Raw genomic sequence first — 18,170 nt, 5'->3', positions numbered from 1 at the left:
GGACCGCTCAAAGTTCACCGTAACTGTGCAGGCCGCTCAGGAACATGTTCACGCCGAGGAAGGCGAAGGTGGTGACCGCCAGCCCAACCAGCGCCCACCAGGCCGACATGGTGCCGCGCAGGCCCTTCATGAGGCGCATGTGCAACCAGGCTGCATAGTTCAGCCACACGATCAGCGCCCAGGTCTCCTTCGGGTCCCAGCTCCAGTATCCGCCCCAGGCCTCTGCCGCCCACAGCGCGCCCAGCACGGTGGCAATGGTGAAGAAGGCGAAACCCACGGCGATCGCCTTGTACATCACGTCGTCCAGCACCTCGAGTGCAGGCAGGCGCTCCGCGATGGTCTTTCGTGCCAGCAGGATGCCCGCGACGATCAGGGCGGAAATACCGAAATAGATCATCCAGTAGGAGCTGCCCGTCTGCTGCGTCTGGCGGAACGCCAGCGGCTCGAAACACAGCGCCACGCCCAGCAGCCACAGCGGTGCCAACTTGTACCAGCGCGTCTCACTGGCCTGCTGCTTGATCAGGTAGGCAAACGCCACCATGGCCGACAGCGCGAAGGTCCCGTAGCCAACGAAGTTGGCCGGCACGTGCAGCTTCATCCACCAGCTCTTGAGCGCAGGAACCAGAGGCTGGATCTGCTGCGCATCGCGCGCCACGGTGTACCAGAGCAGAAATCCGACTGCGGCGCTCACCACCAGCATCACGAAGCCGCCCAGCGCACGCGTCTTGTACTGGCCTTCGAAATAGAGGTAGAACAATGCCGTCATCCAGCAGAACATGACGAACACTTCATACAGGTTGCTGACCGGGATGTGGCCGATGTCCGGACCGATCTGGTAGCTCTCGTACCAGCGCACCATCGTGCCGATCAGCGCCATGCCGACGGCAGTCCATGCCACGCGGGAACCGAGCTTCATCATCGTCTCGCTCTCGCCCTTCACGAACATGCCGACCCAGTAGAACACCGTGCTGATGAAGAACAGCATGCTCATCCACAGGATCGCGGACTGGCTGGAGATGAAGTACTTGAGCAGGAAAACGCTGTCGGCACGCGCCAGGTCGCCCGCCCCGTCGTTCTGATACAGGCCGATCGCCCCCAGTGCCGCCGCGGCGACCACCAGCATCAGTGTTGCGAGCGGGCGCCAGAACCAGCCCAGCCAGATGGCGCAGGGAATGGTTCCGATCAGGATGCCCTTCTCGTAGACATCCATGGCATGACCATAGCGCTGCAGCGCGAAGATGCCTCCCGCCGCGACAAGCAGCGCGAACACCCAGTCGAACCAGTTGCGTCGCGCGAAAAACCCCTCATTGAGGGTCATGGTAGTGGTCGTCGTCGTGGCGGTGTTCATGTTGCGTTACCTCCGGGGTGGCTTGCGATCCCCAATAATTTTCCGCTCAATGTCTCGAACTCTTTGTCTCCGTCCAGAGTCTTGCGATTCGTGGACATGGCCATCACGGCCTTCGAACCCTGGTCTGCCGGTGTGAACCAGATCCAGATGCGGCGCTCGCGCACATACAGCATCGCGAACACGCCGATGATCAGGAACAGGCAGCCCAGATACACGATGGTCTTGCCAGGAGCGCGAGCCACCTGGAAAACACTCGCCTGCACCTGCTCGAAATTCTTCAACTCGAAGAATACCGGCGCAGGATACAGCTGTACATCACTGAGCGACAGAACGGCCTGGGTCATGAAGGCCTGTGTCTTCTCATCGGGAGCCATCGGGGCCAGACCTGCCTTGTGCCGCGAAAGCTGTGCCAGTTCGTACAGCGCACCGTTGAGGATGCGGACCAGCACCTCGCCCGCACGGCTGCGTTCCGCCTCCGGCACATTGGCCTCGATGAAATCGGATACCGCCTGCAAGCCCACCAGTTTCTGGCCGTTGCGCGAGTCGCCTTCCGCAAACAGCGTCAGCGCACGCAGCGCGGACTGGTAGAGCTGGTTGGAGAGTTCCGGCCGCTTGTCATCCAGCGCCTGCATGGTATAGCGCTTCACAGCAGCCTCGCGCGCCGCAGGGTCTGACAACGCCTGGCGCAGGCGCAGGAAGCCGTCGATGGAGCCCTCCGTGTCCACGGGCACGCGCAGGTAGCGGAATGGATCGGCGGGCGTCTCGCGCACGCCCAGCAGGAAGACCGGCAGGCCATCCCCCGTGTCGACCGGCAGCATGTAGTTGACGAACTCGCGCGCCTGGCCCGACGCGTCGCGCAGCTTGTAGGTGATGCTCGGGCCCACATTGCGCAGGTCGCGCTTGGTCGCACTCTTGTTGCCTGCACCCAGGCGCGACTCGATCGAGTGCTTGAGGTCGACCTTGCGCACGTCCACTTCGGAGCCGCCGCCACCGCTCAGATTTTCCACGTTCAGCACGCGCAGCGCGGTGAATTCGAGCGTGGCCGGCTGGCCGCCGATCTCCTCGGCGGGCAACTTCAGCGAACCGCCGATCTCGCCCTCCACCATGAACGGCCTGATGCCCTGCTGGAACGAACGCGCCTGCAGATGCACCTTGGAGCCTCCGTCATCGAAGCTCGACTGGTAGATCTCCACGCCCTTGTAGCTGGCCGGGTGATTCACCTCGACACGCGTTTCCTTCTTCTCGCCCGTTTCCTTGTCGTGGATGATGATCTCGCTCGCGAACAGCTTGGGCATGCCAGTGGAGTAATAGTCCACGATGAACTTCTTGAGCTCGATCGCAAACGGCAGTTCCTGCAAGAGAATGCCGTCGGACTGGTTGAGGATCGCCGTGCTCGACTGCGTTCCTTCGGCCACCAGCAGGTTGCCGCGGAACGTGGGGTTGCGCTCGGAGAGACGATGCGTATCCGAAACTTCCGAGATCAGGCCACCGCCCGTGTACGGTGTCTTCCCGCCCAGCAGCATCTGCGCACGGACGACCAGGTCGCCGTCGAACAAGCCCCCCAGGCAGATCAGCACGATGGCACTGTGGGCAGCGATATAGCCCAGCTTGTTGGCCGCGCCGGCCTTCGCCGCCAGCATCCAGCCGGTGCCAGCTCCTGCGGCCGTGTCGCGCTGCTGCAGCTTGACTTTCCAGCCTCCGGAGACCAGCAGCTTGCCCAGGCGCTGCGCCTCGTCCTGCGGAGCGCCGGTCAGCTCCGCGCTGGCCTTGTGGTGAAAGGCGTTCAGGCTTTTTTCGCGGATGTTTTCCTTGTACGTGCGAATGTCCGCCAGATACTTGGGCGCGTGCCTGGCAACGCACAGCGATGTGCTCACCACCAGGAACGCGAGGATCAGCAGGAACCACCAGGCGCTGTATACCGCATTGAGCTTGAGGGAGAGGAACAGGTCCGCCCAGAACGGGCCGAACTGGTTCACATAGTTCACCGCGGGTTCATGCTGCTTGAGCACGGTGCCGATCACCGAGGCAATGCAGATCACCGTGAGCAGTGATATGGCAAATCGCATCGACGCCAGCAGTTCTGTCAGTGAGCGCCCTTTCTGGGTGCTGGTTGACGCGGGAAGTTCAGGAGCAGCGTCGGACATGAAATCGAGGGACGTGAAGAATGAAAAGGGCGGGCCATCTCGAGAAGATGAGCCCGCCCGTATTGGGTTTGATTATCGGCGGTTGGTTCCGTCAATATCTCCCACGGAACAGAATCTGGCTTTGAGCGAAATACTTTAACGCAGGCCAGCAATGTAATCGGCCACCGCCTTGATCTCGCGATCGTTCAATTTGGAGGCCTCCTGGGTCATGACAAGATTGTTGCCACGCTTTCCGTCACGGAAATCCACCAGCTGCTTCGCTGTGTAGTCGGCATGCTGGCCGCTGATGCGGGGATACTGGGAAGGAATACCGGCACCATTGGGGCTGTGGCAGGCCGCACAGGCAGCGATATTGCGATCCTGAATGCCGCCGCGGTAGATCTTCTCGCCCAGCGAAACCAGCTCCTTGTCCTTGGAGAAGCCCGGCTTGGCCTTCTTGGAGGCCAGCCAGGCCGAGACATTGCGCATGTCATCGTCGGACAGCGTGGCCGCCATGCCCTTCATGACAGGATCATTGCGCTTGCCGGACTTGAATTCCTGGAGTTGCTTGACCAGGTACTCGGGATGCTGCTGCGCCAGGACCGGATTGGCGGCAATCGCGGAATTACCGTCGGCGGCGTGGCAGGCCACGCAGATGGCATAACTGGCCTCGCCCTTTGCAAGGTCTGGCTTGGAAGTTTTGGATGCCGGCTCACCGGCAGCAAACGAAGGAACGGCAGCTCCGGCAACCGTGATGGCCATCAGCAAGGAGGCAAGCAACTTCATATCGAGGGTTCTTTTCTTATGAGTGCAAAACTCCGCCATTCTACAATGAGGGGCTTTTTGCGCCATCCCTTGGAAACCCGATATATGTCAATAAATCAACAAGTGTCTATGACTGATGCTTCAAACACAGTACCCGACGCAAAGACGGCAATGGGATGGATGCATACAGCACGATTTCTCACCACTGCCGCGCAGCTGGACCAGCTGCCTGTCGTGTCGGTGCCGGAAATCGCCTTCGTCGGCCGCTCGAACGCGGGCAAATCCACCTGCATCAATACGCTGACGCAGCAAAAGCAGCTGGCCTTTGCCTCGAAGAAGCCCGGCCGCACGCAGCACATCAACCTTTTCTCTCTCGGCAAGCAGGGCGTGACCGACGCGGTGCTGGCCGACCTGCCCGGCTACGGCTATGCGGCCGTGTCGCGCTCCGACAAGCTGCGCTGGCAACGCGTGATGCTCAACTACCTGGTGAGCCGCCCCAGCCTGACCGCCATCGTGCTGCTGTGCGACCCGCGCCTGGGGCTGACCGAACTCGACGAGGCACTGCTTGAGGCCGTGCGCCCGCGCGTCGAGCAGGGCCTGAAGTTCCTGGTGATCCTGACCAAGGCCGACAAGCTCACCCGCAGCGAGCAGGCCAAGGCGCTGTCCATCACCCGGCTCAATGCGGGCGGCGGTGAGGTGCGCCTGTTCTCGGCGCTCAAGAAGCAGGGAGTGGACGAGGTGGCCCAATTGCTGTGGCAATGGGCGCACCCGCCGGCAGGAGAGCCCGCCCCCGGAGCACAGGCCCCGGACGATGGCGGCGTGCAGGATGCGGAGACCCCGTCAGAGGACGACTGAGCCACTCCCGGAGGAGCGGCGGCTACCGCTCAGCTCCGCTCATAGAGCGAAGGCTGACCTTCAGGACGTGTCTTGAACCGCTTGTGCACCCAGTAGTACTGCGACGGCATCCTCATGATCGCCGCCTGCAGTTCCCGATTCATGCGCGCGGTGTCGGCGACATGGTCCTCGGTGGGAAAGTTTTCCCAAGCAGGCGTGAGGTGCGCCACGTAACCCTCGGGCGTCATTTCGTTGTACAGCGCCACCACCTTGGCACGCCCCAGGCGCGCAAAGCGTGACAGCGACGGAATGGTGGCCGTATCCGGCACGGCAAAGAACGGGACGAAGACTGAATCGTTCCTGCCATAGTCCATGTCGGGCAGCAGGTACAGCAGCCCGCCCTTGCGCAGGCACGAGATGATGGGCTTGACGCCGTCTGCGCGGTTAAGCATGCGTACACGGCCAAAGCGCTGGCGCCCCTGCATGAACCATGCGTCCAGCACCGGATCGGGGTTGGTCGCAAAGATCGAGGTGAATTCGCGCTCGGTGTTGAGCGGCAGCGCCAGCCCCCCCGCGTCCATGCTGTAGAAATGCGGTGCAAAGACGATGGTGGGCGTATCCCCCTCCAGTTCATCGATGGCGCCCTCGAGCCTCACCCGGCTGCGCACCAGCGCCTCGGATCCGAACCACAACCAGCTGCGATCGAGGAAGGTCTGGCAAAAGGCCTCGAAGGTCTGCTTCGCGAGCGTCCGGCGCTCGGATTCCCCCATCTCGGGAAAGCACAGTTCCAGATTGCGCAATGCGACACGGCGGCGCTGCCCCGCCAGCACGAACAACAACCGCCCGACGTACTTTCCCAGCGCCCGCAGCAGCGGCAGTGGCAGCTTCGCGAGCAGATGCATCATGCCCACCCCCAGGCTGCTCAAGCTCATGCCTGCCCCTCCGCTGCGCTCTCGCCGGCTGCAGCCGGTGACTCGACCCGCGGCTGCTTGTATCGGCCGTAGCCCCACAGGTACTGCTCTGGGCACTGACGAATGGTCCGCTCCATGGCGGCGTTGATTTCCTGCACGGCGATTTCCAATGTCGGCGACAGCGGCGTCGCCAGTTCTTCCAGATACAGCACGTAGCCGCGCCCCCAGGAAAGGCGTTCGCAGCGCGCCACGATGATGGCCGCCCCGGTCTGCAAAGCCAGGCGTGCGGCCAGCGTCATCGTATAGGCATCGCGCCCAAAGAACGGAGACCATACCCCCAGTCCCTGCGGAGGCACCTGGTCCGGCAGCAATCCCACCGCCGCGCCCTTGCGCAGTGCCTTGATCATCTGGCGCACGCCGGCAAGCGTGGTCGGAACCGCCTGTACGCCGGGCCGGTTGCGCGCCGTCTCCAGGATCTGCGCAAGCCAGGCCTGACGTGCCGGACGGTACAGCACCGTGATGTCGCCATGCTGCGACGACCAGCGCCGTGCCGCATCCTGCACCGACAGCTCGAAACACCCGATGTGCGGCGTGAGGAACAGAATGCCCTTGCCCCTGGCATAGGCCTTGAGCGCGACCTCCTCGTTGACCATCGTGCAGCGTGGTAGCTTGCCAAGCCAGATGCGCGGCATCTCGAACACCATGCGTCCCGCATGCCCCACGGCGGCACTCACTGCGCCGAAGCCGTACCCCGCCTGCCTCGCGTTGGCGACAAAGCGCCTGCGGTAGGTGGGCGACAGCGCAAACGTCACCCAGCCCATGGCCGCCCCTACGCTGTGAAGTAGGCCTATCGGCAATGCGGACAACAGTCGAAAGAAGGAAAGCATTAGAATGTGAGCTGTCGCTGAGTTAATGAGCAACTTGCAGGGCGACGTAAAACAAGTCTGCTAAAGCGTTCGCCAAGGCTCCTATGCTTGGGCAACGCCCCAAAAGCTGAAACTAGGAGTTTATTCAATGGCGAGCGACTTTCTCTTTACATCGGAATCGGTATCCGAAGGCCACCCCGACAAGGTGGCGGACCAGATCTCCGATGCGATTCTTGACGCTATTTTCGCGCAAGACCCCCACAGCCGCGTGGCAGCCGAGACACTGACCAACACCGGTCTGGTGGTATTGGCTGGTGAAATCACCACCGGCGCCAACGTGGACTACATCCAGGTGGCCCGCGACACCATCAAGCGCATCGGCTACGACAACACCGAATACGGCATCGACTACAAGGGCTGCGCCGTGCTCGTGGCATACGACAAGCAGAGCCAGGACATCGCCCAGGGCGTGGACGCCGCGAGCGACGACCAGCTCAACATCGGCGCCGGTGACCAGGGCCTGATGTTCGGCTACGCCTGCGACGAAACGCCGGAGCTCATGCCCGCGCCGATCTACTACGCGCACCGCCTCGTCGAGCGCCAGGCGCAACTGCGCAAGGACGGCCGCCTGCCGTTCCTGCGCCCCGACGCCAAGAGCCAGGTCACGATGCGCTATGTGGACGGCAAGCCCCACAGCATCGACACCGTCGTGCTGTCCACCCAGCACAGCCCCGACCAGTCGGAATCGGCCACCAAGATGAAGGCCAGCTTCACCGAAGCCATCATCGAGGAAATCATCAAACCCGTGCTGCCCAAGGAGTGGCTGCAGGAGACCAAGTACCTGATCAACCCCACCGGCCGCTTCGTGGTTGGCGGCCCTCAGGGCGACTGCGGCCTGACCGGCCGCAAGATCATCGTCGACACCTACGGAGGTGCCTGCCCCCATGGCGGTGGCGCCTTCTCCGGCAAGGACCCAACGAAGGTGGACCGCTCGGCAGCCTACGCGGCCCGCTACGTGGCAAAGAACGTGGTGGCCGCAGGCCTGGCGCGCCAATGCCAGGTGCAAGTCGCCTATGCGATCGGCGTGGCTCGCCCGATGAACATCACCGTGTACACCGAAGGCACGGGCGTGATTCCCGATGCGGAAATCGCCAAGATCGTGGCAGCCAACTTCGACCTGCGCCCACGCGGCATCATCGAGATGCTGGACCTGCGTCGCCCGATCTACCAGAAGACGGCAGCCTACGGCCACTTCGGCCGCGAAGAACCCGAGTTCACCTGGGAAAAGACTGACAAGGTGGCTGCACTGCGTGCAGCCGCAGGCCTGTAAGGCCTCGCGCCTGCGTGCTTGGCAGGCTTTCGGTGAGGCTCATATCGCTTGCGATGTGAAGGGCCAAAGGCCCGTGCCGGAGCCAACGCACGGACAAAGTGGCAGCGCTTCGCGCGGCTGCAGGCCTGAAATAAACTGCGCGGAGACCCCTCCTCCGCGTCCTTGCTCGAAGAAGCCGGACATGCCGTCACCACGGCGTGGCTGGCTTTTTTGCTTGCGTGACACTGCCACGCCACCGACGTCCCGCTGTCGTTCTTTGCCTACGCGCGATGTTCGCATGCACCCACCGCCCCTACCTCCAGTGCCGCTTAAGCTGCTTATACAGATTCGCCTCGCGGCGGATCCATGGATCGCAGACACTCATCAAGCCACTGGAGGTTTTCATGCTCAAATGGGCCATCATCTTTGCCATCATCTCGTTGATTGCAGGCGTATTCGGTTTCACTGGCGTCGCGGCAGGCGCCGCCAGCATTGCCAAGCTACTGTTCTTCATCTTCCTGGTGATCGCAGTGATCTTCATCGTGCTGGCCATTCTGGGCATCGGCGCCGTCAGCTAGCCCCCGTCTCTCTCGAGAAAGAACTGCCCGCAGCGATGCGGGCATTTTTCTTGCCGGAGAGAGCATCCAGCACACCCCGAGCTACAGCCCGCGCTCCAGCATCGACAGGCGCTGCCGATAGGCCTCTCGCACCCTGTACAGCTGAGCGGGACGGTGCGCGGCCCCACCCTGCATGGCCCCCTCCACTGGCTCGAGCACATTGAGCTCCTCCATCTTGCGCCGGAAGCTCACCTTGTTCAGCGGCTCGCCGAGCACCGCCTCATAGGTACGCTGAAGCTGCGGCAATGTGAACTCCGCGCCGCACAGATGGACGGGCAGCGAGGAGTATTGGCTCTTGCTGCGAACGCGCTCTATCGCGCCCGCCACCATGGCGTCATGGTCGAACGGCAAGCGCCCCAGGTTTGCCGCATCGTGGAGCCTTGCCACTGACGGGCGTGTGGTGCTCCGCCGATGCAGCGCCTGCTCCAGATCCTCCAGCGGCACCAGCGCACAGTACACCACCGCGATCGACCAGCCACGCGGGTCGCGCGCCAGGCCCGAATAGGTGCCCAACTGCTCCAGATAAGGCGCCTCGAGACCTGTTTTTTCCCTGAGCACACGCGTCGCGCTCGCTGCGGCGTCGGCATCCTCCTGCGGATGCACGAACCCACCGGGCAGCGCCCAGGCGCCCTCGAATGGAGCCCTGTCTCGCTGCGCGAGCAACACCTCCAGCCGTGTGTCGCGCAGCGTCAACAGCACGACATCCACAGTGCAGATGACGGATGGATGCAGGGACGGCGTGGCGGAATCGGACATGTCGGACAAGTAACCCAAGGCAGCTCAAGGATGGTTCAATGCGGACCCTGCACTGGCTGAAGGGGCCTCGTTAGATTCAAAGTATTACAAAGGCGCTAGCGTAACAGCAAGCCTCCCTCCCATCCAGTTCTTCTGTCCTAGAGTGTTCATCACATCTTAGTTGCATTATTAAACTAACATGGATACACTGCAGTCCAAGAGCTTTGATTGAAGGGCAGACATCCATGACAGCAAACTCCACCAGCGGCGACCAGTTGCTCATCATCGATCCGCAAAATGACTTCTGCGATCTTCCAGAAGACTGGTGCGGCATGGCACCGCGCACCCGGGACAGAACCGCGCCCTCTCTTCCGGTGAAGGGCGCGCATGCCGACATGCAGCGCCTCGCGCAATTCGTTCAGCGCAATGCAGCGCACATCTCGGGCATCACCATCACGCTCGACTCCCACCAGCGCTACGACGTCGCCCATCCCGGCTTCTGGCGCACGCGCGAGGGCGGCGAGGTGACGCCATTCACACAGATTACAGCCGCGCAGGTTCGCAGCGGCGACTACCAGCCACGCGACATGCAGTCCATCGAACGCGTCCTCGCCTACATGGATGCATTGGAATCCCAGGGCCGCTACATGCTGATGGTCTGGCCCGTGCACTGCGAGATCGGCAGTTGGGGGCACGGCGTGCACGCCGACGTGCTGGCCGCTTGCGACGCATGGCAACTTGCGCACTCCAAAGCGGTCCGCAATGTCTTCAAGGGCATGAATCCCTGGACAGAAAACTACAGCGCCATCCGTGCCGAAGTTCCCGATCCGGCGGATCCGCAGACCGCAACCAACACGCCATTGCTGCTGGATCTCGCGCAGGCCGACCGTCTCATCATCGCGGGCGAAGCCAGCAGCCACTGCGTGCGCTCCACCACCGAACACATCGTGCAGATGCTGCCGGGGCTGGTTCCCGGATGGACGGCAAAGCGCATCACGCTGCTCACCGACTGCATGAGCCCCGTGGGCGGATTCGAATCCGAACATGCCGCGTTTCTCGAATCCATGCACACTCTGGGAGCACAGTTGGCACAATCGCCCACGCTCTGAAGGCCCGGACACCATGCATAACCCCGACAAGCCCGTCATCACCAGCCTGCTGGACACCGACCTGTACAAGTTCACCATGTGGCAGGCGCTGCTGCATCGCCATCCGCAGGTGCAGGTCGAATACCGATTCGTGTGCCGCAACAAGCCGGCCTATCCGCTCACCGAGCTGCTGGATGAGCTCAACGCGGAACTCGATTCGCTGTGCAGCCTGCGGTTCGCTCCCGACGAGCTCGACTACATCGGCTCGCTGCGCTTCATGAAGAGCGACTTCATCGACTTCCTGCGCATCTTCCAGTTCCAGCGCTCCTTCATCCAGGCGCATGCCGAAGGTGAAACGCTGCACATCGTCGCCAGCGGCCCGCAGGTGCACGTGATGGCGTTCGAGATCTTCGTGCTGGCCATCGTCAACGAACTGTATTTCCGCCGCGCCGACCAGCAGGCCGCCATCGCGGAAGGACGCCGGCGCCTGGCCGAGAAGATCACCCATGTGCAGGCGCTCGCACGCGAGGCGAAGCGGCGCCATCCGTTCGAGATGTTCGACTTCGGCGTGCGCCGGCGCTTCAGCGGCGAATGGCAGCGTGAAGTGGTGCAGACCTTCGCGGAGCAGACACCCGAGTGGTTCAAGGGAACGAGCAATGTGCTTCTGGCGCGCGATCTCAACCTGGTTCCGATCGGCACCATGGCGCACGAGTACCTTCAGACCTACCAGGCGCTGGGTGTGCGGCTGCGTGACTTCCAGAAAATGGCGCTCGAGGAATGGGTGCAGGAGTACCGCGGCGACCTCGGGATCGCGCTCACCGACACCGTCGGCATGGACGCTTTCCTTGCAGACTTCGACCTGTATTTCGCCAAGCTCTTCGATGGCCTGCGCCATGACTCGGGAGACCCCTACGCATGGGGAGAAAAGGCGCTTGCGCACTACCAGCGTCTGCGTATCGATGCCAACACCAAGCGCTTCGTGTTCTCCGACGGGCTGAACGTGGACAGCGCGCTTGCGCTCTACCATCACTTCGGCGACCGCGTGCAGCTGGGCTTCGGCATCGGCACGCAGCTCACCAACGACATGGGCCTCACGCAGCTGAACATCGTCATGAAGATCACGCGCGCCAATGGCCAGCCGGTCGCCAAGCTCTCGGACAGCCCGGGCAAGACCATGTGCGATGACGAGACCTTCCTTGCCTACCTGCGCCAGGTCTTCAGCGTGGCCGAACCTCAATGACCCCCAGGAGAAACACTCCATGCTCCGCATCACACTCGCACAGTTGAATCTCACCGTCGGCGACATCGAGGGCAACGTCGAAAGAATGATCGCCGCAGCGCGTCAGGCCGCGCTGGACAAATCGGACATGATCGTGTTCACCGAGCTCGCACTGTGCGCCTATTACCCGGGCGACATGCTGGACGACAAGCACTTTCTCAATCGCATCGAAGAAGGGCTCGCCACACTCAAGCGCGCATCGACCACGCTGCCCAGGCTGCACTGGGTGATCGGCGCCCCCACGCGGCGCGACGGCCCCGGCAAGCATCTGCACAACAGCCTGGTCGTGCTCAAGGACGGAGAGGTGCGTCTCCAGTACGACAAGCAGCTTCTGCCCACCTACAACATCTTCGACGAACATCGCCATTTCGAGCCCGGCCCCGACGTGGCCAAGGTGCTGCGCATCGGCCAGACCCAGGTCGGCTTCCTGATCTGCGAGGATGGCTGGAACGACAAAGGCGGCGACTACGCCACCAATCCCTTCATGCGCATGGCCGATGCGGCGCCCGAAGTGGTGGTGAGCATCAATGCGAGCCCCAGCAATGTCGGCAAGCGCGAGCAGCGGCACCAGGTGTTTGCCGATGCAGCCCGCAGGCACAACCTCACGATCCTGTATGTGAACCAGGTCGGCGGCCATGACCAGATCGTCTACGACGGCGCGTCCTTCGCCGTCGAACCCGAGCGCGGCGTGGTGTTCGAGGCGCAGCGCTTCGCGGAGGACATCCGCACACTGCAGCTCGTCGATGGGCGTTTCGGGCTGAACGGGCATGAAACGCTCGCCTCCGTACCCAAGGAGGGCCTGCCCACCATGTCGTTCTACCGCGAGCAGATCGTGCTGGGCCTGCGCGACTATGCCCGGCGCTGCGGCTTCAGCAAGGTGCTGGTGGGCAGCTCGGGCGGCATCGACAGCGCGCTCACGCTGGCCCTCGCCACCGAGGCCATGGGCGCAGAGAACGTGGTCGCCATCACCATGCCCTCGCACTTCTCCAGCGCAGGCTCGGTGGATGACTCCAGGGCCCTGTGCGACAACCTGGGCATCAGGCTGTACACCCACCCCATTGCCGATCTCGTGCAGCAGTATTCGGCGCAATTTCTCGCGGCCTTCGAACAACCGCTGAAAGGCCTGCCGCTGGAGAACCTGCAGGCGCGCATCCGCGGCACGATCCTGATGGAGTACTCGAACGCATTCGGCAACCTGCTGCTCACCACCGGCAACAAGTCGGAACTGTCGGTAGGCTACTGCACGCTCTATGGCGACACCAACGGCGGCCTCGGCCTGATCGGCGACCTGTACAAGACGGAAGTGTTCGCCCTTTCGCAGCACATCAACGACCATGCGGGACGCGAGATCATTCCGCAGGCGATCATCGAGAAGGAGCCCTCCGCCGAGCTGGCCCCCGGCCAGCGAGACGCCGACAGCCTGCCACCCTACCCCGTCCTCGACGAGATCCTCAAGATGCTCATCGAAGGCGAAGGCCTGTCGGCCGGCGAATACGACCGAGCACGCCAGTTCATGCAGCGCCAGCAGGCCAGCAAGAAGGGGCGCGAACTCATCCAGCGCGTGCGCCTGATGGTCGCGCGCAGCGAATACAAGCGCCGCCAGGCACCACCGATCATCCGCGTGCGCGCGAGGGCGTTCGGCTCCGGCCGGCAGATGCCGATCGCGGCACGCTACATTTGAAGGTTCCCAGCCTCCGTCCACCCACCCGCCGACAGCCCCCGGGGGTGGAGTTCATCGCACAGTTCCGTTCCGTTTCATGTACGACACCGCCATCCTCATCGGCCGCTTCGAGCCCGTCCACACCGGACACCTTGCGTTGCTGACACATGCACTTCAGGCCGCCAGACAGGTCATCGTCATCGTCGGCTCCGCGTTCCAGGCGCGCTCGCCCAAGAACCCGTTCTCTTGGGAGGAACGCGCCGACATGCTGCTCGGCAGCCTTGAAGAGCACGAGCGGGCGCGCGTTGACGTCGTTCCCGTGCGCGACTACTACGACGAGGCGCGCTGGGTGCATGCGGTCCGCAAGGCCGTTGAAGGGCATACGTCACCCGGCACGCGCATCGGCCTGGTCGGCCACTTCAAGGATGCCAGCAGCAGCTACCTGAGCGCCTTCCCAGGCTGGGAACTCATCTCCCTTCCCCGGCAGGGCGAGATCGACGCCACCATGATCCGCAACGCCTATTTCGGCGCTACCGGGCAGACCGCGCCCATCGCGCTGGCACCGTTCCACGACGTCCTGCCGCCCTCGACCCGCGGCCTGCTGGAGCGATTCGCGGGACAACCGGAGTTCAAGGAACTCCAGAACGAATGGCGCATGCTGCGCGGCTACCGCGAAGCCTGGGCCAGCGCGCCCTATGCCCCGGTTTTCGTCACGGTCGACGCACTTCTGCGCTGCAACGACCAGATCCTTCTAATCCGCCGCGCGCACGCACCAGGGCGCGGCCTGCTCGCCCTGCCCGGCGGTTTCATCGAGCAGCGCGAAAGCATCTGGCAGTCCTGCCTGCGCGAGCTCGTGGAAGAAACGCACTGCGACGTGCCGGCCGAGTCCCTGCGGCAGGCACTCAGGGAAGTCCACGTCTTCGACCACCCCGACCGCAGCCAGCGCGGCCGTACGATCACCCACGCACACTATTTCGATCTGGGCCGGCGCGCCGCACTTCCAGAGGTGCGGGCCGACGATGACGCCGCCCAGGTCGTGTGGGTGCCCATCCAGGAAATCGCAAGCCACGAGGCGGCATTTTTCGAGGACCATTTCCAGATCCTCAATCATTTTCTCAAGGAACAAATCCAAACGGATTTGTAATTCTGTGCCGCTATGATGCCTGCCTTCCGGCTAGGTTTTCATAAGAATAAAGCTGCGGCATGAACCTCCTTTTTCCCCGTTCGGTATGGACCAGAGCCTTGTATATCGCTCTGGTCTTCACCTTTTGCGCCATCAGCGTGCGTTTTTTCTGGGGATATCCGCGCTGCCAGAACGATGAGCTGAACTGGGTTCAGATTGCCCACAATCTCGATTCGGGCCATGACTGGCCTGTTTCCGGCCCTTCGTTCATTTATGTATTGCGCAACCTGAGGGAGCAGACGCAAATGCATTACCGCGACCTGATTTCAGGTCTGGGCATTGCGAGCGTTTTCATTGGTTCGCTGCTGATCATCCTGGGATATTCAAGGCTGCGCATTGCCAAGCCGGGGCTCACGCTGGTGGCGCTCGCCCTGTCCAGCTATTTCTGGGTTCCGCTGCTGGAAGCCAGGCCACAGCAATGGGGGCAGATATTGGTTTTCCTCGGTGCCATCAGCGCCTGGCTGTGGCTTCACAAAAGAGGCGGCGGGCTGTTCTTCCCGATTCTGCTGCTGGTATCGGTCACGCACATCCTGAGCCATGCGATCCTGGTATTCGTCTGCACCACCCTCGCCCTGGCCGATTATTTCGAGAATCGCCCGCTGACCCGCCGTCATGCCATTCTCATCGCCTGCATGCTGGCCAGCCTGATGGTCTACGTGCTTCCTGCGGGGCCTTACCAGACCATGCTGCGCGATATTGAACAGAACCATCTGCGCCGCCTGCTTTCGATCATTCCCTATCTGGCTGCCATGGTTCTCGCCGGCATCTTCGCGGTCATGGCGCTCAAACCCCGCCTGCACTGGCGGGAGCATTGGTCACGTGCGACCATCGGTTATGCGCTCACCCATGAGAACGTCATCTGCATCGCCCTGCTCTGCATTTTCTTCGTCATCATGGCGGTGCAGGCCACCGTCCTGCCTTCCGCCTCGTGGCTGCCCTATGGCGGCTCAATCTCGACCTTCCTGGTCTTCCAGGCCGGCAACCTGGTCTTCGCGGTGCTTTTTGCGCGCGGCACCTTCGCATTTCTGCGCGCCATCACCCATCAGCAGATCGAGATCTTGAGCGCACGCATGGTCATATGGTCACTGCTGTCCTTCGCCATCCTGGGATGCGCCATCCTGGCAGCTTCCTTCTTCCTGCTGGACACGAATTGGCTGCTTCGCCTGATCAACTACGCCATTTTGTTTGCCGCCCCGATCGCGGCCCTGGGCTTGGCCGAGATTCATATCTTTCGGCAATACAGAATTCTCCAGGCGATGGCATTGCCGCTGTTTGTTGTAAGCATCTGTCAAGCCGTCCGTCCCGAGGGTTTTCTGGGCTGTTGATTCCATTGCCTCTCGATGAGATGCAAATGACAATCAGATACATGCCTGCGATTTAGCTCCCATGGTTTGATAGACTCGCCAGTCGCCGATGTCTGGCCTGTCACACCCACTTCCAATGGCAAAAATCTCCAAGGCTTCCGTCATATTCGCGATTCTGTTGATCGCTGCCATATTGTGCGTCTACGGACCGGGCCTGAACAATCAACTGATCTTCGACGATCTTCGCCTTGTCGAGTTGAATTTCTTCGACGCCTACGGCAGCCTGCTGCAATTCAAGCAGCGCATGCTGTCCTATGGCAGCTTCGTCTGGGTGCAGGATCTGTTCGGCGAGGGCTGGTGGAAGCAACGTATCTTCAACCTCGTGCTGCACGTCCTGACAGTCGGCGCGCTCTACGCGCTGTTCAAGTCCCTGCTGTCACGCACGCAATTCCCGCACGACATCGAGCATCAGGATCACTTCCAGGCTTCGCGCGATGCGGCCCTGCGTGTGGGGCTGATCGTTTTTGCACTGAATCCCGTGGCCGTCTATGTGGTCGGCTATCTCATCCAGCGTTCGATCCTGATGGCCACGTTGTTCGCCGTCCTCGCCTGCTTCACCTACGTGCGCGGGCTCGAGACAGGCCGTATCGGCTGGTTCATCGGCGCGGTGCTCTGCTACGTGGCCGCTGCGCTGTCCAAGGAACAGGCCGCGCTCACCGTGGCGATGGCCGTGCCGCTCTACATCTATGTGCGCCGCCCCACCTGGAAGAAGATCATGATCGTGTCGGGTGCCACGGCCGCCGTGCTGGCGCTCGCTGTCGGCGCCGTGCTCAGCATCTACGGCAACCTGATCGGCAACCTCATCGACAACCAGTCGGTTGCCTACCTCAAGCAATTGCAGGCCATCGACCCGAACATCGGCGGCAAGGTCTACGGGCTCAGCATCCTGAACCAGGCTGCACTCTTCTTCGTCTATGGCTTCCTCTGGGTCATCCCCTATGTCGGCGCCATGTCCATCGACATGCGTCCGGCGTTTCCGATGTCCTTTGGCTCGGCGCTGCACCTGATCGGCGCGCTGGCCTACGTCGCCCTGCTGCTCACCTCGATCTGGGTCGTGCTGCGCAAGGATGGCGTGCTGCGTTTCGCCGCACTGTGCCTGCTGTTTCCGCTGCTCTGGTTTGCGACCGAATTCGCCACCGTCTGGCTGCAGGATCCGCTCGTGCTCTATCGCAGCTATCTCTGGGCCGTCGGCATTCCAGGCCTGATCGCGATCGTGCTGACCGGCTTCAAGCCGCGCACCATCTACATCATTGGCGTGATCCTGGCGCTCGTCTTCGGCGGGCTCGCTGCCGAGCGCGTAATGTCCATGCAGACCCCCGAATCCGTCTGGGAAGATGCCGCCAGCAAGGTCGACCTGAAGGCCCCCGCCAATGCGGTCGGCCGCTATCGACCCTATCTGAACCTGGGCACCGAACGCATGGCCCGCGGCCGGTTCGTACAGGCTGAGCGGGACTTCATCACCGCCGATGCACTCAACGACCTGAACGGCAATGCACGCTTCAGCATCGGCGTGGCCCAGTCGCAGCAGAAGAAGTATCCCGACGCGATCCGCTCGTTCAAGGCCGCTGAAGACAAGGGCTATACCGGGCAGACGCTGTGGTACCAGCGCGCAGAGGTCTACGCCGCACTCGGCCACCCGAAGGAGGCGTTCGATGCCTACGGAACCGCACTCACCACGGGCGGCTCGGACGTCAACGACAACGAGGGCGCCAAGCAGCTCACGGAGCAGATCCACCTGCGCCGCGCCGAGATGGGCATGTCCATCCAGAAGTATGACGATGCGGTGAAGGACTACGAAGCCGCGCTCAAGACATCGCCGCAGAGCTCGCGTGCACGGGTCGGCCTGGCCATGGCGCTGACGGGCAAGGGCGAATCGGCCAAGGCCAAGGAGCAGATGGATGCGCTGATCGCCAAGACCCCGAGCGGACCAGCGTTCTACGCACGTGCCATGGCGCAATATGGCTTGAAGAACATTGCGGAAGCGCTCAAGGATCTGGATCAGGCCACGCAGGCAGATCCGGCCAACGCGCAGCGTTACGCCATGGCCAAGGCGCAGATCAGCAGCGCCTCCGCGCCCAAGCAGTGACC

15 protein-coding genes are annotated in these 18,170 nt (G+C 62.4%); 9 read left to right on the top strand and 6 right to left on the bottom strand.

Going from position 1 to position 18,170, the window contains the following annotated elements; genetic code table 11:
• Positions 1-7 precede the first annotated feature (7 nt).
• From ccsB to H9K76_RS03810, 3 genes are all read right to left on the bottom strand, one after another.
• The gene (ccsB, locus tag H9K76_RS03820) at positions 8-1,348 is read right to left on the bottom strand and encodes a c-type cytochrome biogenesis protein CcsB (RefSeq protein ID WP_187598258.1); all 1,341 of its coding nucleotides are present in this window, start codon (positions 1,346-1,348) and stop codon (positions 8-10) included.
• Positions 1,345-3,492 carry a cytochrome c biogenesis protein ResB gene (locus H9K76_RS03815; RefSeq protein ID WP_187598257.1) on the bottom strand — a complete coding sequence of 716 codons (2,148 nt, stop codon included), beginning with the start codon at positions 3,490-3,492 and terminating at the stop codon, positions 1,345-1,347. The genes ccsB and H9K76_RS03815 overlap by 4 nt, the downstream gene beginning before the upstream one ends.
• 135 nt (positions 3,493-3,627) lie before the next feature.
• On the bottom strand, positions 3,628-4,257 hold the full coding sequence (locus H9K76_RS03810; RefSeq protein ID WP_187598256.1) for a c-type cytochrome: 630 nt from the start codon (positions 4,255-4,257) through the stop codon (positions 3,628-3,630).
• 84 nt (positions 4,258-4,341) lie between these two features.
• On the opposite strand from H9K76_RS03810, the gene yihA reads away from it, so the two are divergent.
• Positions 4,342-5,091 (top strand): ribosome biogenesis GTP-binding protein YihA/YsxC, encoded by a 750-nt coding sequence (yihA, locus tag H9K76_RS03805; RefSeq protein WP_246475281.1) that lies wholly within the window; start codon positions 4,342-4,344, stop codon positions 5,089-5,091.
• 29 nt (positions 5,092-5,120) lie between these two features.
• Here the strand turns inward: yihA and H9K76_RS03800 are convergent, their stop codons facing one another.
• Together H9K76_RS03800 and H9K76_RS03795 are read right to left on the bottom strand one after the other, a co-directional pair.
• Entirely contained in the window at positions 5,121-6,002 is an 882-nt protein-coding gene (locus H9K76_RS03800; protein WP_187598255.1) for a lysophospholipid acyltransferase family protein, read from the bottom strand.
• Positions 5,999-6,868, bottom strand: coding sequence for a lysophospholipid acyltransferase family protein (locus tag H9K76_RS03795; RefSeq protein ID WP_187598254.1), 870 nt, complete (start codon positions 6,866-6,868; stop codon positions 5,999-6,001). Before H9K76_RS03795 ends, H9K76_RS03800 begins: the two co-directional genes overlap by 4 nt.
• A gap of 127 nt (positions 6,869-6,995) precedes the next feature.
• Here H9K76_RS03795 and metK point away from each other — a divergent pair, with 127 nt between their 5' ends.
• Positions 6,996-8,177, top strand: a complete 1,182-nt coding sequence (gene metK / locus H9K76_RS03790) for a methionine adenosyltransferase (RefSeq protein ID WP_187598253.1) — start codon at positions 6,996-6,998, stop codon at positions 8,175-8,177.
• A 383-nt stretch (positions 8,178-8,560) separates the two neighbouring features.
• Positions 8,561-8,734 (top strand): DUF1328 domain-containing protein, encoded by a 174-nt coding sequence (locus H9K76_RS03785; RefSeq protein ID WP_187598252.1) that lies wholly within the window; start codon positions 8,561-8,563, stop codon positions 8,732-8,734.
• Positions 8,735-8,815: 81 nt separating this feature from the next.
• Here H9K76_RS03785 and H9K76_RS03780 read toward each other — a convergent pair whose 3' ends face one another.
• Positions 8,816-9,529 (bottom strand): NUDIX hydrolase, encoded by a 714-nt coding sequence (locus tag H9K76_RS03780; RefSeq protein WP_187598251.1) that lies wholly within the window; start codon positions 9,527-9,529, stop codon positions 8,816-8,818.
• Between the two features lie 224 nt (positions 9,530-9,753).
• Between H9K76_RS03780 and H9K76_RS03775 the strand changes: the two genes are divergently transcribed.
• The 6 genes from H9K76_RS03775 (at position 9,754) to H9K76_RS03750 (ending at position 18,168) form a co-directional block, all read left to right on the top strand.
• Positions 9,754-10,617, top strand: a complete 864-nt coding sequence (locus H9K76_RS03775) for a cysteine hydrolase family protein (RefSeq protein ID WP_187598250.1) — start codon at positions 9,754-9,756, stop codon at positions 10,615-10,617.
• Between the two features lie 13 nt (positions 10,618-10,630).
• Positions 10,631-11,836, top strand: a complete 1,206-nt coding sequence (gene pncB / locus H9K76_RS03770) for a nicotinate phosphoribosyltransferase (protein ID WP_187598249.1) — start codon at positions 10,631-10,633, stop codon at positions 11,834-11,836.
• Positions 11,837-11,855: 19 nt separating this feature from the next.
• Positions 11,856-13,556 (top strand): NAD+ synthase, encoded by a 1,701-nt coding sequence (locus H9K76_RS03765; RefSeq protein ID WP_187598248.1) that lies wholly within the window; start codon positions 11,856-11,858, stop codon positions 13,554-13,556.
• 76 nt (positions 13,557-13,632) lie between these two features.
• The gene (locus tag H9K76_RS03760; protein WP_187598247.1) at positions 13,633-14,679 is read left to right on the top strand and encodes a bifunctional nicotinamide-nucleotide adenylyltransferase/Nudix hydroxylase; all 1,047 of its coding nucleotides are present in this window, start codon (positions 13,633-13,635) and stop codon (positions 14,677-14,679) included.
• 59 nt (positions 14,680-14,738) lie between these two features.
• Positions 14,739-16,043: a hypothetical protein gene (locus H9K76_RS03755; RefSeq protein WP_187598246.1), complete on the top strand. Its 1,305-nt coding sequence runs from the start codon at positions 14,739-14,741 to the stop codon at positions 16,041-16,043.
• Between the two features lie 115 nt (positions 16,044-16,158).
• On the top strand, positions 16,159-18,168 hold the full coding sequence (locus H9K76_RS03750; RefSeq protein ID WP_187598245.1) for a tetratricopeptide repeat protein: 2,010 nt from the start codon (positions 16,159-16,161) through the stop codon (positions 18,166-18,168).
• Positions 18,169-18,170 lie beyond the last annotated feature (2 nt).

This window comes from Diaphorobacter ruginosibacter, assembly GCF_014395975.1.
Classification (GTDB): Bacteria; Pseudomonadota; Gammaproteobacteria; order Burkholderiales; family Burkholderiaceae_C; genus Diaphorobacter_A; species Diaphorobacter_A ruginosibacter.
The sequence above is the reverse complement of the archived record's forward strand: the minus strand, read 5'-3'. Positions and strand labels throughout refer to the sequence as shown.

Excerpts from the sequence above, each read along its gene's own strand:
- ccsB (WP_187598258.1), bottom strand. The coding sequence starts at position 1,348 with ATGAACACCGCCACGACGACGACCACTACCATGACCCTCAATGAGGGG.
- H9K76_RS03815 (WP_187598257.1), bottom strand. The coding sequence starts at position 3,492 with ATGTCCGACGCTGCTCCTGAACTTCCCGCGTCAACCAGCACCCAGAAA.
- H9K76_RS03810 (WP_187598256.1), bottom strand. The coding sequence starts at position 4,257 with ATGAAGTTGCTTGCCTCCTTGCTGATGGCCATCACGGTTGCCGGAGCT.
- yihA (WP_246475281.1), top strand. The coding sequence starts at position 4,342 with ATGTCAATAAATCAACAAGTGTCTATGACTGATGCTTCAAACACAGTA.
- H9K76_RS03800 (WP_187598255.1), bottom strand. The coding sequence starts at position 6,002 with ATGAGCTTGAGCAGCCTGGGGGTGGGCATGATGCATCTGCTCGCGAAG.
- H9K76_RS03795 (WP_187598254.1), bottom strand. The coding sequence starts at position 6,868 with ATGCTTTCCTTCTTTCGACTGTTGTCCGCATTGCCGATAGGCCTACTT.
- metK (WP_187598253.1), top strand. The coding sequence starts at position 6,996 with ATGGCGAGCGACTTTCTCTTTACATCGGAATCGGTATCCGAAGGCCAC.
- H9K76_RS03785 (WP_187598252.1), top strand. The coding sequence starts at position 8,561 with ATGCTCAAATGGGCCATCATCTTTGCCATCATCTCGTTGATTGCAGGC.
- H9K76_RS03780 (WP_187598251.1), bottom strand. The coding sequence starts at position 9,529 with ATGTCCGATTCCGCCACGCCGTCCCTGCATCCATCCGTCATCTGCACT.
- H9K76_RS03775 (WP_187598250.1), top strand. The coding sequence starts at position 9,754 with ATGACAGCAAACTCCACCAGCGGCGACCAGTTGCTCATCATCGATCCG.
- pncB (WP_187598249.1), top strand. The coding sequence starts at position 10,631 with ATGCATAACCCCGACAAGCCCGTCATCACCAGCCTGCTGGACACCGAC.
- H9K76_RS03765 (WP_187598248.1), top strand. The coding sequence starts at position 11,856 with ATGCTCCGCATCACACTCGCACAGTTGAATCTCACCGTCGGCGACATC.
- H9K76_RS03760 (WP_187598247.1), top strand. The coding sequence starts at position 13,633 with ATGTACGACACCGCCATCCTCATCGGCCGCTTCGAGCCCGTCCACACC.
- H9K76_RS03755 (WP_187598246.1), top strand. The coding sequence starts at position 14,739 with ATGAACCTCCTTTTTCCCCGTTCGGTATGGACCAGAGCCTTGTATATC.
- H9K76_RS03750 (WP_187598245.1), top strand. The coding sequence starts at position 16,159 with ATGGCAAAAATCTCCAAGGCTTCCGTCATATTCGCGATTCTGTTGATC.